At 43.8% G+C, this 16,148-nt stretch carries 14 protein-coding genes; 6 read left to right on the plus strand and 8 right to left on the minus strand.

Annotated features, from left to right (window positions below):
• Entirely contained in the window at positions 1-567 is a 567-nt protein-coding gene (locus BK820_RS02035; protein ID WP_372510645.1) for an arylesterase, read from the minus strand.
• A gap of 78 nt (positions 568-645) precedes the next feature.
• On the opposite strand from BK820_RS02035, the gene BK820_RS02040 reads away from it, so the two are divergent.
• Positions 646-1,371 carry an ABC transporter ATP-binding protein gene (locus BK820_RS02040; RefSeq protein ID WP_004893459.1) on the plus strand — a complete coding sequence of 242 codons (726 nt, stop codon included), beginning with the start codon at positions 646-648 and terminating at the stop codon, positions 1,369-1,371.
• A gap of 1 nt (position 1,372) precedes the next feature.
• The gene (locus tag BK820_RS02045; protein WP_071319955.1) at positions 1,373-3,847 is read left to right on the plus strand and encodes an ABC transporter permease; all 2,475 of its coding nucleotides are present in this window, start codon (positions 1,373-1,375) and stop codon (positions 3,845-3,847) included.
• A gap of 18 nt (positions 3,848-3,865) precedes the next feature.
• Here BK820_RS02045 and BK820_RS02050 read toward each other — a convergent pair whose 3' ends face one another.
• On the minus strand, positions 3,866-4,684 hold the full coding sequence (locus BK820_RS02050; protein ID WP_071319956.1) for a rhomboid family intramembrane serine protease: 819 nt from the start codon (positions 4,682-4,684) through the stop codon (positions 3,866-3,868).
• A gap of 77 nt (positions 4,685-4,761) precedes the next feature.
• Here BK820_RS02050 and mtgA point away from each other — a divergent pair, with 77 nt between their 5' ends.
• Together mtgA and ppk1 are read left to right on the plus strand one after the other, a co-directional pair.
• Positions 4,762-5,436 (plus strand): monofunctional biosynthetic peptidoglycan transglycosylase, encoded by a 675-nt coding sequence (mtgA, locus tag BK820_RS02055; protein WP_004810883.1) that lies wholly within the window; start codon positions 4,762-4,764, stop codon positions 5,434-5,436.
• Between the two features lie 127 nt (positions 5,437-5,563).
• Positions 5,564-7,645 (plus strand): polyphosphate kinase 1, encoded by a 2,082-nt coding sequence (gene ppk1, locus BK820_RS02060; RefSeq protein ID WP_071319957.1) that lies wholly within the window; start codon positions 5,564-5,566, stop codon positions 7,643-7,645.
• A 110-nt stretch (positions 7,646-7,755) separates the two neighbouring features.
• On the opposite strand, the gene oxyR is transcribed toward ppk1, so the two are convergent.
• From oxyR to rubA, 4 genes are all read right to left on the minus strand, one after another.
• Positions 7,756-8,655, minus strand: a complete 900-nt coding sequence (gene oxyR / locus BK820_RS02065) for a LysR family transcriptional regulator OxyR (RefSeq protein ID WP_004893466.1) — start codon at positions 8,653-8,655, stop codon at positions 7,756-7,758.
• A gap of 12 nt (positions 8,656-8,667) precedes the next feature.
• Complete coding sequence (gene estB / locus BK820_RS02070; RefSeq protein WP_004810873.1) at positions 8,668-9,612, minus strand: esterase EstB; 945 nt, start codon at positions 9,610-9,612, stop codon at positions 8,668-8,670.
• A 56-nt stretch (positions 9,613-9,668) separates the two neighbouring features.
• Positions 9,669-10,847, minus strand: coding sequence for an NAD(P)/FAD-dependent oxidoreductase (locus BK820_RS02075; protein WP_071319958.1), 1,179 nt, complete (start codon positions 10,845-10,847; stop codon positions 9,669-9,671).
• A 78-nt stretch (positions 10,848-10,925) separates the two neighbouring features.
• Positions 10,926-11,090, minus strand: coding sequence for a rubredoxin RubA (rubA, locus tag BK820_RS02080; protein WP_004783011.1), 165 nt, complete (start codon positions 11,088-11,090; stop codon positions 10,926-10,928).
• A gap of 497 nt (positions 11,091-11,587) precedes the next feature.
• Between rubA and BK820_RS02085 the strand changes: the two genes are divergently transcribed.
• Complete coding sequence (locus BK820_RS02085; protein WP_071319959.1) at positions 11,588-12,130, plus strand: adenine phosphoribosyltransferase; 543 nt, start codon at positions 11,588-11,590, stop codon at positions 12,128-12,130.
• A gap of 68 nt (positions 12,131-12,198) precedes the next feature.
• Here BK820_RS02085 and BK820_RS02090 read toward each other — a convergent pair whose 3' ends face one another.
• The gene (locus BK820_RS02090; RefSeq protein ID WP_004810867.1) at positions 12,199-12,705 is read right to left on the minus strand and encodes a YqiA/YcfP family alpha/beta fold hydrolase; all 507 of its coding nucleotides are present in this window, start codon (positions 12,703-12,705) and stop codon (positions 12,199-12,201) included.
• Positions 12,706-13,081: 376 nt separating this feature from the next.
• On the opposite strand from BK820_RS02090, the gene lysS reads away from it, so the two are divergent.
• Positions 13,082-14,611, plus strand: a complete 1,530-nt coding sequence (gene lysS / locus BK820_RS02095) for a lysine--tRNA ligase (protein ID WP_004810866.1) — start codon at positions 13,082-13,084, stop codon at positions 14,609-14,611.
• A gap of 394 nt (positions 14,612-15,005) precedes the next feature.
• Here lysS and trpS read toward each other — a convergent pair whose 3' ends face one another.
• Entirely contained in the window at positions 15,006-16,019 is a 1,014-nt protein-coding gene (trpS, locus tag BK820_RS02100; RefSeq protein ID WP_071319960.1) for a tryptophan--tRNA ligase, read from the minus strand.
• Between the last annotated feature and the right edge of the window lie 129 nt (positions 16,020-16,148).

Genomic DNA, 16,148 nt, shown 5'->3' on the forward strand with positions numbered 1-16,148 from the left:
TTAGAGGGCGCCTTTAATATATGGATAAGCATTATTTAACAGGATACTTTGTGCCTTGGCATTTGGATGTACCAGATCCTGTTGCATCAAGTTTTTATTTCCTGCTACCCCATTCAAAAAGAATGGTAACAATTTCACTTTATATTGCTGGCTCACCACCTTGTAATTATTTTCAAAAGCTTTTGTATAACTTTGACCATAATTTGGCGGCATTTTCATGCCAAAAAGAATGACTTTTGCTTTGGCTTTCTGACTTTGCTGAACCAGATTTGCCAGATTTTTCTGAATCATCTGTGGCGGCTGACCACGTAGGCCATCATTGCCACCCAGTTCAATCACGACAATATGTGGCTTGTGGGTCTGGAGCAGTTTAGGCAGACGTGCCAGTGCACCGCTGGTGGTTTCACCGCTCACACTTGCATTGACCACTTTATGCTGTTTCGGATACTGTTGGTTTAAACGTTTTTGCAACAGATTGACCCAACCCTGTTCAGGTTGAATACCATAACCCGCACTTAAGCTGTCACCCAGAATCATAATGGTCTTTGCTGAAACCAGCACCGGCATCAGGCACAGGCCAAACAGTGCTAAGCTGCGGAATAGATAAGACTTTAGAATTTGAATATTCAGATGCATAGGAAAAGTATGATTCAAGATCGCCAGAAAGCTACCATCATGCCACAGCCAATAATTTCTGCTCAACAATTGACACAAAAGATACAACTATCACAAAAACAGTTGACGATTTTTGAGGACCTCAATCTGGAGATTCTGGCTGGAGAACAGGTAGCGATTACCGGACGATCCGGCTCTGGGAAATCCACCTTACTGGGCATACTGGCAACCCTGGATCAGGCCAGTTCAGGTCAGTTACAGGTCTGTGGCGAATCCATTACTGAAATGAATGAAGAACAGCGAGCCAAGGTCAGACTGGAAAATATCGGTTTTGTATTTCAGTCTTTTCAGCTGTTGCCACATCTGACTGCATTAGAAAATGTGATGTTGCCCTTACGTTTACAGCCAAACTTCAATTATGCCGCAGCCGAACAAAAAGCGTTGAATCTGTTGCAAAGAGTAGGGCTGGACCGTCAGGCCCAGCAAACCCCTAAAGTGCTTTCTGGCGGGGAACAGCAACGTGTTGCGATTGCCCGTGCTTTGGTGAGTGAGCCAAAAATCATTTTTGCTGATGAACCGACTGGAAATCTGGATGGGGAGACCGCCAAGGAAATTGAACAGCTGTTATTTCAGTTAAACCATGAATTGGGTACCACTTTAATTCTCGTGACCCATGACCAGAAACTGGCACAACTATGCCAGCGTCATTTTGAGTTAAGCAATGGTCAGTTGACTGAACATGTGAATGGAGGATGATATGAACCTCTTCCGTCCTTTACTGACTCAAAGCTTTAAGACTACGGGCATTTATCTGCTGATTATTGCATTGACCCTGGCAATTAGTGCGACCACAGCGCTTAAGTTCAGTAATGAGCAGATTCAGAATGCCGTGGCATTGCAAGCTGCGGAAATGTTGGCTGGAGATCTGCTACTCAGTAATAACGAGCCAATCGAAGATGCCTGGCGAGAAAAGGCTGATCAGCTGGGTTTGCAGCAATCGGAGGTTACTGTATTTGGCAGTATGGCACATACCAATGACGAATTTGTCATGGTCAATGTCAAAGCGATTGATACTGCTTTTCCTTTACGCGGTGAGCTAAGAGTCAAACCTGAAGCTAAACAATTAAAACCGGGTGAAATCTGGCTCAGTCAGCGTGCCATGGATCTGCTTAAAGTTAAAGTGGGGGATCAGGTTAATATTGCCGATGCCTCATTCAAGATTACTGCCGTGATTGACTATGACTCTAATCAGGAATTAGGCTTCTCAGGTTTCTCACCGACCGTAATTATCTCTCAGGCAGATGTGGCACGAACCAATGCGATTCAGGTTGGTAGCCGGATTGATTATCGCCTGCTCATGGCAGGTGATCCGGACAGTATTCAAACCTATCAAAAAGACTTTAAGAAGATTGTTAAACTAGGTGTGGATACAGAAGCTGAGGAACAACAGTTTGAGGAGCAGAATAGTCTGCGTCTAAGAAATGCCAGTGAAAGCAATACCCGTTTGATGAAGCCGATTGCTAATCTGGATACCTTTTTGCAGTTGGCAAATATTTTGACCATCTTGCTTTGTGGTATCGCGATTGCCTTAACCGCACAGCGCTATGTACAGCAGAATCAGGATCATATTGCGTTAATGCGTTGTATCGGCGCGACGAAACAGCAAATTCTGGCGGCTTATCTGGCATTACTTGGACTGGTACTGGCAATCGCGATGCTCATAGGCACCATTGTTGGCATCAGTTTAGGTTATGCTTTGCTGCAACTCATGTTACAGCTGATTCCACATCTGCAGCTGCAATTCTCGGCGATGGCGATGCTATCAGGTCCATTACCAATTGCGATGCTGACCAGTGCTGTGGTATTGCTTGGTTTTGTGCTGCCAAGTTTGTGGCAACTACTCAATACTGCACCGATCCGGGTTATCCGTCAGGAAGAAAAATCCGTACATTCCATGTTGTGGATGCTGGTGAGTGGGACACTGAGCCTGATTATTTTCAGTGTGGTGCTCACCGAGAATATTGTATTAACGGCTTGGGTAATTGGTGCCATTATTCTGCTTTGCGCTGTGCTGTATCTCACCGTATGGGGCTTGCTGAAAGTCCTGCGTAATACAAAATCCCGGATTTCTGTTTATGTACGGACACCTTATCAGACAGCATTACAGATCACCGCTTTGGCATTGGGCTTGAGTCTGATTACTGTATTAGCCGTATTGCGTACCGATCTGCTGGAACGCTGGCAACAGCAGTTACCAGAAGGTACACCGAACCAGTTTGTCTATGGCTTGCCACCTTTTGAGATGCCACAGTTGAGGGCTGAGTTAGAGCAAAATGGCTGGAACAGTACGCCGCTATATCCGAATATTCGTGGCCGTCTGATTGCCAAAAATGATCAGCCATTCGCTGCAGAGTTAGTCAAGCAGAGTAATACACTACGCCGTGAACTGAACCTGACCCAGACCGATCAATATCCACAAGATAATGTGATTTTAAGTGGCGAAGCGCAATTGAAACAGCCGGGAGAAGTTTCAGTTGAAGCCACGACTGCGGAAGAACTGGGAATCAAGATTGGAGATAAGCTGACGTTTAGCTTACCTGAGGGACCACTAGAAGCCAAAGTGGTGAATCTGCGTAGTGTGGAGTGGGAAAGCTTTAGTCCGAATTTCTTCTTTATCTTTACTCCGAATACCATGGATGCCAATGCCGGTAGTTATCTGGGCAGTTTCTATGTGCCGGAACAGGAACGACCAAAACTGGTTCAGCTGATCCAGCAGTTTTCTAATACGGTCTTTATCGATGTCAGCCTGATTCTGAACGAGATCAAGCGTATTGTGAATGTATTGGTGCAGATCGTGACTATCTTGGCGTTACTGGTGAGTGTGGCCGGAATACTGGTTCTGATTGCCTGTCTGAATCTGCTCATGGATGAACGCAAGCGAGAGGTGGCTTTACTTCGCTCATTCGGAAGTTCCAAACAGAAACTGAAAACCATGCTTAGTCTGGAAATTGGTTTTATTGGTCTATGTGCCGGAATTGTATCTTGTCTGTTTGCCGAAGTGATTAGCGCCGTCGCCAGTTACCGCATGGAATTACCGATTCAGCCACACTGGGAAATCTGGATGATTCTACCGATCTTTATGACTTTACTCTGTGCGCTGATTGGTCGTTATCGACTGAGTTATCTGAGTGATATTCCACCGCTGCAAAGTTTGCGCGAGCTGAATCAATAAAAATTGAAGATGCGTCAGTTACAGTTTTAACTGCTGACGCATCATCTCCAGAATCTCCTGCCAGAGTGGCTTAATAGGATCAATCAGGATCAAGTTATATTGATAAAGCCCATAGCAGGCTGCTAAAGCAGCTATGAGTGCGATGAATTGAATAAAACCTGCGCGTTGCAGCTTTTGCCCGGCATACCAGAGTACAGCCAGCACAGCGCCCATAATCATGCCACCCATATGTGCAGCATTGTTAATGCCAGCAATCATAAACCCCATAAACAGGTTAATCCCCATCACCATCAGCAGGGTTTTTTTATCTAAAATAAAGCGCTGACGTGGAAGAACTGGCAGAATCGACAAGATTGTCAGTGCACCGCCCAGGCCCATGACAGCACCCGATGCACCAGCACTTACGCTTGGTAAAAGTCCTGGATTGGCGACCCCACCTTCAATTAAGGCATAACTATCCTGAATATTCATATAACCGCTGAACAGACTGCCCATCAGCCCAGCACAAAGATAGAGGCCAACAAAATACCAGCGCCCAAATAGCTGTTCTGCCACGCTTCCAAAAATATAAAGCGCCCACATGTTTAACATTAAGTGAATCAGGCCAAAATGAAAAAACATGCTGCTGAATACGCGAATGGGTTCCGCCAGATAAGTCAAAGGTGCATAATCAGCACCCCAGCGGATGGCATCTTGCGTACTTGGATGGCTGGCATCTGTGCCAGTAAAAATCTGCCAGGCAAACAATCCGACATTCACTGCAATCAATACCGCAGTAAACCACCAGGTGTGGACGTCCAGTTTACGGTGAATGGAAGGAGGTGCGTATTCAGACATGCTATTCTTGCGCTGTATGAGATATTTCAAATAAGCTTAACACGAAAAAATAACATCTTCAGGAGTAACCCACTGACATGAAAGCTTTTCTAATCCGAATATTCTTGCTGCTGTTCAGTGTGGTTTTATGTATTCAACTCTGGATCTTTGCCAGCCTGGCCTGGTGGCGTTTTAATCCGGTCAATACCACGATGATGATGCGGATCGATTATTGGACTGAACCCTCCAAGCCCATTCAACACCAATGGCGTCCTTATGATGAGATCAGTACCAATCTGAAAAAAGCAGTGGTGACTGCGGAAGATGGAAAATTTGTGCATCATCATGGTTTTGACTGGGATGGGATTCAAACAGCTTTAAGCCGTAATAAAGAGCAGGGTAAAGTTGTTGCGGGGGGATCTACCATTTCCCAGCAGCTGGCAAAAAATCTGTTCCTGTTCAACAAACGTTCTTTCCTGCGTAAAGGTCAGGAAGCGGTTGCCACCTGGATGATGGAACGCATGTGGTCGAAAGAGCGTATTCTTGAAGTGTATTTAAACTCGATTGAGTTTGGTCATCATATTTACGGGGTGGAAGCGGCCGCCAAACATTATTTTGGTAAAACTTCAGAAAGTCTGACCAGAGAAGAGGCAATTTTCCTGGCGGCAATTTTGACCAATCCAAAATATTTTGAAGAAAATCGCAATGCTTCTGCTTTAAAAGCACGTAAACGCATGATTCAACGTTATATGCGCTATGCAGAATTACCCTGACAGTAAAAAATCGTTATAAAAAAATTGCCATAAAGCCCGAGAATTCGGGCTTTTTTTATGAAATTGTCATAAATTTGAAGCATACTGATACTAATGACTCAGGCTTTAAAACGATTAAAGGTTCGATATGAATACGGCAGCCAACAGCCCTTCGGTACAAACTGAATATACCTATAATGACCGGTACATTAACCGGGAATTGTCTATTCTGGATTTCCATTTGCGTGTCTTGGAACAAGCTGTCGATCCTTTACATCCACTGCTTGAACGTATGAACTTTCTGCTGATTTTCTCGCGTAATCTGGATGAGTTCTTTGAAATTCGTGTGGCTGGGGTGATGGAACAGCTGGATCTGGGCAATGAAAGTCGTAGTCCGGATGGGCTAACGCCGAAGCAGGTGCTGGATCAAATTTCCAAAACTGCGCATGCTGCCATTGAACGCCAGTACCGCATTCTGAATGAAGAAATTCTGCCTAAACTGCGTGAAGAAGATATCTGTTTCCTGCGCCGCGGTGAACTGACACCAGCACAGTCACAATGGATAAAAAAATATTTTCAGGAACAGGTGGCACCCGTCTTAACCCCGATCAGCCTGGATCCAGCCCATCCATTCCCGCGTTTGGTGAATAAGTCGCTGAACTTTATTGTGACGCTGGAAGGGAAGGATGCTTTTGGCCGTCAGATCGATCTGGCTGTTGTTCCTGCACCACGTTCACTACCACGTGTGGTGCGTTTACCGGATGAATTAACAGGCGGCAAGGAACATCATGTGATGCTTTCCGCAATTATACATGAACATGTTTCTGACCTGTTCCCGGGTATGACTGCAACAGGTTGCTATCAGTTCCGTGTAACCCGTAATGCTGATCTGGCTTTAAACGAAGATGTCGAAGATCTGGCGATTGCCTTAAAAGGCGAATTGAACTCGCGTCGTTTTGGGCGTGCAGTACGTCTGGAAGTTACAGAAAACTGTCCAAAGCATATTTATGAATACCTGCTGGATGAATTTGATCTAGAAGAAGAGCATCTGTACAAGGTTGCCGGACCGGTCAATCTGGCACGTCTATTATCGAATTTTAAACGTCCACATTTACGTTATGATTCACATACGCCAATCGTACCGAAAGTACTAAAGAAATCAGAAAATATCTTTAGCGCGATGCAGAAACAGGACATCCTGCTACATCATCCCTTTGAATCATTCTCGCCCGTAATTTCATTATTGCGTGAGGCTGCGCGTGATCCACAAGTCTTGGCGATCAAGCAGACCTTATACCGTAGTGGAGCAGACTCGGAAATTGTTCAGGTACTGGCTGAAGCAGCACGGAATGGCAAGGAAGTGACTGCTGTCATCGAATTGCGTGCGCGTTTTGATGAAGAGTCCAATATCGCCGTAGCCAATGTCCTGCAAGAAGCGGGGGCCGTAGTTGTCTATGGCATTGTTGGCTATAAGACCCATGCCAAGATGATTCTGGTGGTACGCCGTGAAAATAACAAGCTGGTGCGCTATGTACACTTGGGGACCGGGAACTATCACGCGGGTAATGCACGTATCTATACTGATTATGGACTGTTAACCACAGACAAAGAACTGTGTGAAGATGTACACCGTATCTTCCAGGAACTCACCGGTATGGGAAAAATGGCCAAGCTGAAAAAGCTGTTACATGCACCATTTACATTGCATACGCAGCTGGTGAATTACATTGACAATGAAATTGCCAATGCCAAAGAAGGCAAAAAGGCTCAGATCATTGTCAAAGTGAATGCGCTGACAGAACTACAGCTCATTAATAAATTGTATGAAGCATCGCAAGCAGGCGTGCAGATTGACCTGATTATCCGTTCGATCTGCTGTTTGCGTCCTGGTTTACCGGGCTTGTCGGAAAATATCCGCGTTCGTTCCATCGTCGGACGTTTCCTGGAACATACTCGCGTGTATTACTTTAGCAATAATGGCAATTCCCGCATTTATTGCTCAAGCGCAGACTGGATGGACCGTAACCTGTTTAATCGTGTTGAAGCCTGTTTCCCGATTGAAGATGAAGCATTGAAAAAACGCATCTATCAGCAAGGCTTATTGAACTATCTCAAAGATAATCAGCAATCCTGGTTACTGCAAAGTGACGGTACCTGGATCCGTGCACAACCTGCGCAAGGTGAACAGCCGCATAATGCACAGCGCGTGTTACTGGAAACCTTTAAATAAGACATAACCTTTTAAAAAGAGACTGAATTTTCAGTCTCTTTTTATATAAATATGCTGTCTCTAAAAAAAAAGGAGCCAGTGTGGGCTCCTTTTTTACGCTAGCAGTATCATTATTGCTGCGCGATCTTTTGCAGGATGGGTAGCAGTACATCAAATTCGCTTTGTAGCGGTGTACTCTTACGTGTCACCAATGCCAAGGTGCGGCTTGGTGCAGCAGCAATCTTTTTCACCTGGAGCTCAGGATTGGCTTTAATCATGTTGGTATGAAGTGCAATTTCAGGCAACAGGGTAAAACCAAGATTGGAAGATACCATCTCGATCAGTGTTGGCAATGAGCTTGCTTTCAGGCGATGATCATTCTTACGCTCACCAATTGGACAAGCACTTAAAGCATGATCACGTAGACAGTGGCCTTCTTCAAGTAACATCAAACGAGAAAGATCCAGATCTTCTAAGGAAGTGGCCTGAGCTGCATTCTGATCTGACTTGTGGTGAACCACATACAGATCTTCTTTCACAATTTCAGCAACTTTTAGACTACGTGTATCAAAAGGCAGGGCCAGTACAACCATATCCAGGTTGCCATGTTCCAGTTTTTCAACAATTTTTTCACTTTGTGCTTCGTGCAGATGCAGCTGAATTTTCGGCAACTGTTTATGCACTTCATCAAGAAGTTGCGACAGAATGAACGGCGCAATAGTCGGAATCACACCTAAATGCAGATCACCTGTTAAAGGTTCACTCATCTCACGACTTAAACGCATTAAGTCCTGAGCATCAGCCAGTAGAACACGAGCGCGTGCAACCACTTGCTCTCCGAGTGGAGTCAAGCGTACATTCTGGCGATCACGTTCAACAAGAACGCCCCCGAGTAAACGCTCCAACTCCATGATCCCGCCCGATAGGGTGGACTGGGTCACAAATGAACGGCGAGCAGCTTCTGTAAAATGCAGCGTCTCAGACAGTGTTACGAGATATGACAGCTGTCTTAGGGATGGTAATGCAGCCATAGTGTCCTAATTTTATGATTTGAAATGATCAGCAAATAATTCGCTAAGATATGGAATAAAATGCGGTGGGATATCATGCCCCATTCCATCAATTAATTCAAATTTAGCACCAGATATTGCTTTCGCAACAGCCTTACCATGGCTGGGTGGTAGCAAGCGATCTTGAGAACCATGAACTACAAGCGTCTCTTGTCGGATTTGCTTATCCAGTTGCAGCAACGAGCCCGTACATAATATTGCTAAAAACTGTTGAAGTACACCCGCTGGGTAATAACTTCGATTATATAATTTACGGGCGGTCTGCATTGCCTCAAGCTGATTGATATAACCAGGCGAGCCAATGATGTTAAACAGTTTTAAACTATGGTCAATTATACCATTTTCATCCTGCGAAGCGGGTTTGCCAATCAGACTAAAGAGCTGTTTTGGAAATGGTGGAGGTAACAGACGCTGATTGTTACTGGTAAATAACAGGGCCAGCTTTTTAACCTTTTCAGGATAACGTGCTGCCAGAATCTGGGCAATCATACCACCCATCGAAGCACCGAGCACATACACCTCGTCCAGTTCCATTTTATCAATCAGCAGACTGACGTCATCTGCCATGTCATACAGGGTATAAGGTGCTCCCTGGTTACCCAGGCCTAGCATGAAGCGACTCATCAGTTTAATGGTATTTAATCGTGGACCTTTATGATGGACTTTAGAGGATAGGCCAATATCGCGGTTATCAAAACGGATGACCCGGAAACCTTGGTCGATAAAAGATTTACAGAAAAAGTCCGGCCAATACAGCATCTGTGCACCCAGACCCATAATCAGCAATAAGGTCGGGTGATTCTCCTGACCACCTACCTCTACATGCAATTCAATACCATTGCCAAGGTCAACCTTGGTTTCATGCATGAAAGCAGTATATGGTGATGGTAATAGACTCGATTGCACATGACTATTCATGTTAAGTTCCCTATAAAAGGACATTCTGTACAAAGAATGTCCTTTGTATTTAAACCTTAAACCGATACAGGAATCAAGTCAGGAACCTGCTTAGTCAATGTAAGACGCTGTTTCGCTGCGGTAGCGCCTAATAGTACAAAGCCGCGTAGGGTTCCTTCAGTATCTGTGGCTTTGGCAATCATGCCATCCTCAAACTCTTCAGTGTCCCAGGTTACATCAATATTGGCGGGTGCAGGCAGTACAGTCAGGGGGGCAGCAGGTGTTTTTACCGCAACAGGCATTGCTGGATAATGCACTGCTGTCGTTTCACCATTCAAGGTTTTAGCCAGTGCACGCGCCTGCTGCATGATTGGCATCACATAAGGCAATAAAGTACCATTCACTTCAGCACAGTCACCGACAGCGAAAATATCAGCTAAATTCGTTTCGAGCTGGCTATTGGTCAAGATACCGCGACCGATTTGTACACCAGACTCTTTGGCTACCGAGGCATTTGGTTGCAAGCCCACCGCAGACAGAACCACATCTGCAACGACTGACTGACCATTGGCTAATGTCACCAGGTAGTCACCATTTTCGACTTTAGAGACTTTCTCTACAGTCGTGCCTAATACAAAGTTAATACCAGTTTCTTCCAGGTTTTGCTGGAAAACATCTGCAACATGTGAAGGCAATAAACGGGCTAGAGGCTGAGGTGCCAAGTCAATTACAGTCACTTGATGGTCCGTGTGCTGAAGGTCATTGGCAAATTCACAGCCAATCAGGCCGGCACCCAAAATCACTACGCGCTTATCTTCGCGTTTTTCCAGGCTGGTACGAAAAGCTTTATAATCAGTCAGGTTGTTGACCACGTGAATATCGTCACTGCCATCACCAGCAATTGCCAGACGAATTGGCTGTGCACCCACGGCAAGAACCAGTTTTGAATATATCTGTTTTTGCTCAGACTGATCTTTTACAACAGTCAGTTCATGTGCAGTAGCATCAATGGCTTTAACCCAAGTATACGTTTCAATACGCATATTTAACTGAGCTGCCATTTTGGCAGCATCGCCCAAAGCAATATTTTCGGGTGCTTTTTTGCCCACTAAAGCATTGGAAAGTGTCGGTTTGGCGTAGTTGGTTGCATCATCGGCACAAATCATGACGAGTTCATGGTCTGGATTCAGCTTGCGGAATTCGCGTGCGACAGCATAGCCTGCCATACCTGAACCAATGATGACGATAGGATGCATATTTAACTCCATGCTTTTTTATAGATAGTAGAAAGGCATAAAAAAAGACCACTCAATATGGCCTTTGTTTGGGCAAAATCAGATTTCGATCATTTCAAAATCGACTTTAGAAACGCCACAGTCTGGGCAGGTCCAGTCATCTGGAATATCTTCCCATTTAGTACCAGGGACGATCCCGTCCTGAGGCCAACCTTCCGCTTCGTCGTAAATCCATCCACAAACGATGCATTGATATTTTTTCATGTAACTCTCCAAAACCAGCGAATATGGAAGCTGGCTCAAAAATCCTAAACAGGCAAGACTCTAATAATATGGCATTTAATAGCGGACATATTTGGCTAAATTTTTACGCAGTTCTGTTCAGAAAGTAAAGTAGATAACAGTTTAAACAGCAAAATTAAAAGCAGAATAGTGATCCGGGCCAGTAAAAGTCCTTTACTCAAGCTTTTTATTCTCTTAGAAATGCCGGAATATAATTTTATTTATGCAAATAAATAAACGCTTATTGTTTCTCACACTGAGAGAAATAAAACAATATTTTACCGTCGGGTAATGATTCATGGATTTAAAACAATCATTAAAGTTTTTATGAAAAAAGTGCTCTTATAAATTAATGAAATATAAGTAAATAATTGCATGTCAATAGGGGTGTTGCTGCAATAATACTCGGTTTTCCCTATCCTTTAGTCGTAATTCAGTTTAAAATTTGCCGGTTCCTTTTTCTTATCTAACGATCTCCCATGAGCAATATGTCTACTTCATTGTGGTCTCACATTCGTACTGTCCAGGATTTTCCAAAGCCGGGTATTAGTTTCTTTGACTTAACACCGCTTTTCATGAATAACATCGGTTCATTAACTGATGCTTTGATTGCAAGCATTCCTGCTGAAAAACTGGCAGAAGTAGATAGCTTTATTGCTGTTGAAGCACGTGGCTTTGTATTGGCAAGCTTGTTGGCACAACGTACCGGCAAGGGCCTGTTGTTGGTTCGCAAGGCAGGTAAATTACCACCTCCAGTGGTTGGTGTGGGTTATAGCCTGGAATACGGTCTGGACCGTCTGGAAATGTCTGCTGAGGTTCAATCAAAAAAAGTGATTATTGTAGATGACGTATTGGCTACTGGCGGTACATTGAAAGCTGTCAATGAACTGGCTGAAAAATGTAATCATAAAGTACTCGGCGCGAGCATTTTTCTTGATCTACCTGATTTACATAGTGATCTTGGGCTGAATATCTGGTCTGTATTGGATGACAAATCTAAGCCTGAAGCTAATGCCGCTTAAGCGCAAAAGATGAATAAAAAGCCCTGCAATATGCAGGGCTTTTTTTATGGCTTCTTTAAATGTAATACTTAACTTTTTTGCAGATTCTGTTGGATTTGCAGGATCAGGGGATTGATCCGTTCCGGTGTTTCAAGGCGATGATGTCCACCGGGAACCGCTTCTACCTGCATATAATCTTCTAGTTGGGACTGTACTGCATGCATATCCAGTATTTCATCGCCTAACTCAATATAGGCAAGCTGAGGAATGTCATGTTGTAGGTCATTATCACAAATTGCAGGATAATCATCGCGGAAATAGGGGGCTAGGCTTGGATTGGCAATTACACAAGGAATCTGGTGTTGCTGTGACATTTTCAGTGCCCAGTAACCCCCCAGACTGTGCCCAACCAGAATATCTGGATGAATTTTTTCAATCATCTCGTTATAAAACTCTGCCACAGTCGCATAATTGAGGTTGCGGTAATCCACATCAATGCAATATTTATGATCGGCATCGATGGCATGGAATTTCGTAGATTCTCGTGAAGAATCAAGTCCATGAAAAAACAGGATTTTAGAGGTGCATTGGCTCATTATGGTGGTTCGTATCAATTCGTTTTATGGTCCGGCAATGATTTGCGTCAGGGAGCATTGTAGAACTTCTATAAAGGGAATGAAGTTAGCATTTGGTCTAAAGACTTTAGTCCAAGCCGACCTTAGTCAAAAAGACTGAAAGGTTCTGTAAAGAATTTGATATTAAAAAGTTATTTTTTGATTAATTGGTCAATTAAAACTGTATATTCCTCGGCTTGGTTAGGGTGAAAGGCCCTGCCCAAAAGAGTAATTTGAGCCTTCCCCAGATATTTGAAAAGAAAAGCCAATTGAGATGCTGCTGGACGCTACGATTTAACTGCAAAATCTGCTATTGTATGCACCTTCTATTTTTTAACTAATCTTATTCGAGGCAGAGATGACGCAAACTAACGCTCAATCGACTTCTGAACAAATCATTTCCGAAAACGATTTAATTGCACAGCGTCATGCCAAGTTAAAGCAAATCGAAGATCAAGCCAAGGAAACCGGCAAGAGCCCATGGCCAAATACTTTCAAGCGTGAGCACTATGCGCAAGATCTTCAAGACCAGTTCGCTGACCAATCAAAAGAAGAAATTGAAGCAGGCGAAAAGGTGTATGTAAAAGTTGCGGGTCGTGTGATGTTGAACCGTGGTTCATTCATTGTGATTCAGGACATGACTGGCCGTATTCAGCTTTATGTTCCTCGTAAAGAATTAGATGCTGAAGTACTTGCTACAATTAAAGGTCTAGACCTTGGTGATATCATTGCCGTTGAAGGTTATATCGGTCGTTCGGGTAAAGGCGATCTGTATGTACACATCGAACAATTCGAATTATTAACAAAATCACTTCGTCCACTTCCAGACAAATTCCACGGCTTGACAGATACAGAAGTGAAGTATCGTAAGCGTTATCTGGATCTGATCGTGAATGAAGAAACACGTAAGACTTTTGAAATCCGCGCTAAAGTTGTCGCTGGTATCCGCAACTTCCTGACTGAAAAACGTTATATGGAAGTGGAAACACCAATGATGCACGTGATTCCAGGTGGTGCTTCTGCGCGTCCATTTGAAACACATCACAATGCGTTGGACATGCCATTGTTCTTGCGTATTGCGCCTGAGCTTTATTTGAAACGTCTGGTTGTCGGTGGTTTTGAGCGAGTGTTCGAAATTAACCGTAACTTCCGAAATGAAGGTGTTTCAACTCGTCATAACCCGGAATTCACCATGATCGAGTTCTACCAGGCTTATGCAGACTATAAAGACCTGATGGAACTGACTGAGCAAATGCTGGAAAAACTGGCATTGGATATTTTGGGTACAACTGATGTGCCTTATGGCGAAGAAGTATTTAGCTTCAAAGGTCCATTCAAGAAAATCTCAATGTTTGATGCGATTCTTGAGCACAACCCACAGTTCACGCCTGAAAATGTAGGTGACCGTGACTTCCTGGCAAAATACGTTCAGGAAGAACTGAAAGAGCAGGTGAAACCAGGTTTTGGTTTGGGCAAACTGCAAACTATCGTGTTTGAAGAAACAGTAGAAACTAAACTGCGTCAGCCAACATTCATTACTGAATATCCAGCAGAAACTTCTCCACTGGCGCGTCGTAATGATGACAATCCGCACATCACTGACCGTTTCGAATTCTTTATTGGTGGTCGTGAGCTGGCAAATGGTTTCTCAGAATTGAATGATCCGATCGACCAGGCTGAGCGCTTCCAGGCACAGGTTGCCGAGAAAGACGCAGGCGATGATGAAGCAATGCACTTCGATGCAGACTTTATTGAAGCATTAGAATATGGCTTACCTCCAACAGCGGGTGAAGGTATCGGTATTGACCGTCTGGTGATGATCTTTGCCAATGCGCCAAGTATCCGTGACGTGATCCTGTTCCCGCACATGCGTCATAAACACGCTTAAGTAAAAAAACTAATAAAAAACCCGCACATGTTGCGGGTTTTTTATTAGTTTTTTCGCTACATAAGCTAGACATTGTAAAAGAGCAGCGTGAGCTAAAATAATTTTTATAAAAGTTTCAGACAAAAAAAACGCAATGATTGGGGTTGTCATTGCGTAGAAAAAGGAAAAACTTGTTACAAATGAAACTGTGGAGAATGTTTCTTGCTATTTCCTGAATATGTTTTCATATTAAAACTGGCTTGTTATTTTTACATTGGTAAACGTGTAAAGAGCTGTTAACTAAAGTAAGTTTTTCTACCTTTGTGTGACAGAAAAAAGCAACTATGAATCAAATGTGTAGGAATTCAATAAAAAAGCCCTTCATGTGAAGGGCTTTTCAAACTTTAGCCAAGCATTAGAAGTGGAACACGCCAAGGGCAGTTTTAACTTCATCCAAAGTCGCTTGAGTAATATCACGGCATTTGTCTGTACCAGTCTTGAGTACATCCATAATGTAGTCAGGATCTTTAGAAAGTTCCATACGACGTTCACGAATTGGTCCAATTAATTCTTTTAGAATACCTTCAAGACGTTTTTTCACTGTACCATCACCCAAACCACCACGGCGGTAATGGGCTTTTAGTTCTTCCAGCTCTTCTTTGTTGGTATCGAACGCATCCAGGTAAGTAAATACCACGTTGCCTTCAACCTGACCTGGATCTTCAATACGCAGGTGGTTCGGATCCGTATACATTGCGTTAACGGCTTTCTTGATATCTTTGTCTGATGCATCTAGCACAATGGTATTGCCTAATGATTTAGACATTTTCGCCTTACCATCAAAGCCTGGTAAACGGCCAACGTTAGATAGCAGGGCTTTACATTCTGGAAGTAGCTCACGACCTACCTGACGGTTCAGACGACGCACGATTTCGTTAGTCTGTTCAATCATTGGGATCTGGTCTTCACCCACTGGAACCACAGTCGCTTTGAATGCAGTAATGTCCGCGGCCTGCGCCACTGGATAGCACAAGAAGCCCGCCGGAATATCACGCTCAAAACCACGCATCTGAATTTCAGACTTAATCGTTGGGTTACGCTCAAGACGTGAAACAGTCACGAAGTTGAGGTAAAGCATAGTCAATTCATTGAGGGCAGGAAGGCAAGACTGAACGCAGATTGTGGTTTTGGTCGGATCAATGCCTACTGCAAGATAATCTGTTGCAACTTCAATGATGTTACGACGTACTTTTTCGAAGTTATCTGCATTGTCTGTCAAGGCCTGTGCATCTGCCAGCAGAAGATGCTGATGGTGAGAATCCTGTAAACCCACGCGAGAGCGTAATGAACCAACAAAGTGACCGAGGTGAAGTTGTCCGGTAGGACGGTCGCCAGTCAAGATCACTGGACGATTATCTTGATTACTCATTATTTATTCCAAACCAGTAGTCGTACTACATTCAAATTTTTAGGATCGCAACATTGTACGGCATTCTGTTTTTGAATGTCAGTCACAATGAATCACAGTAATAAAAAATCTCTGAAATTAAAGAAGTAA

It is taken from the genome of Acinetobacter sp. LCT-H3, from assembly GCF_001866125.1.
Taxonomy (GTDB): domain Bacteria; phylum Pseudomonadota; class Gammaproteobacteria; order Pseudomonadales; family Moraxellaceae; genus Acinetobacter; species Acinetobacter schindleri.

Coding starts and splice junctions, on each gene's coding strand:
- BK820_RS02075 (WP_071319958.1), bottom strand. CDS start 10,847: ATGCATCCTATCGTCATCATTGGTTCAGGTATGGCAGGCTATGCTGTC.
- BK820_RS02085 (WP_071319959.1), top strand. CDS start 11,588: ATGAGCAATATGTCTACTTCATTGTGGTCTCACATTCGTACTGTCCAG.
- BK820_RS02090 (WP_004810867.1), bottom strand. CDS start 12,705: ATGAGCCAATGCACCTCTAAAATCCTGTTTTTTCATGGACTTGATTCT.
- trpS (WP_071319960.1), bottom strand. CDS start 16,019: ATGAGTAATCAAGATAATCGTCCAGTGATCTTGACTGGCGACCGTCCT.
- estB (WP_004810873.1), bottom strand. CDS start 9,612: ATGAATAGTCATGTGCAATCGAGTCTATTACCATCACCATATACTGCT.
- oxyR (WP_004893466.1), bottom strand. CDS start 8,655: ATGGCTGCATTACCATCCCTAAGACAGCTGTCATATCTCGTAACACTG.
- BK820_RS02050 (WP_071319956.1), bottom strand. CDS start 4,684: ATGTCTGAATACGCACCTCCTTCCATTCACCGTAAACTGGACGTCCAC.
- BK820_RS02040 (WP_004893459.1), top strand. CDS start 646: ATGATTCAAGATCGCCAGAAAGCTACCATCATGCCACAGCCAATAATT.
- ppk1 (WP_071319957.1), top strand. CDS start 5,564: ATGAATACGGCAGCCAACAGCCCTTCGGTACAAACTGAATATACCTAT.
- BK820_RS02045 (WP_071319955.1), top strand. CDS start 1,373: ATGAACCTCTTCCGTCCTTTACTGACTCAAAGCTTTAAGACTACGGGC.
- BK820_RS02035 (WP_372510645.1), bottom strand. CDS start 567: ATGCCGGTGCTGGTTTCAGCAAAGACCATTATGATTCTGGGTGACAGC.
- mtgA (WP_004810883.1), top strand. CDS start 4,762: ATGAAAGCTTTTCTAATCCGAATATTCTTGCTGCTGTTCAGTGTGGTT.
- lysS (WP_004810866.1), top strand. CDS start 13,082: ATGACGCAAACTAACGCTCAATCGACTTCTGAACAAATCATTTCCGAA.
- rubA (WP_004783011.1), bottom strand. CDS start 11,090: ATGAAAAAATATCAATGCATCGTTTGTGGATGGATTTACGACGAAGCG.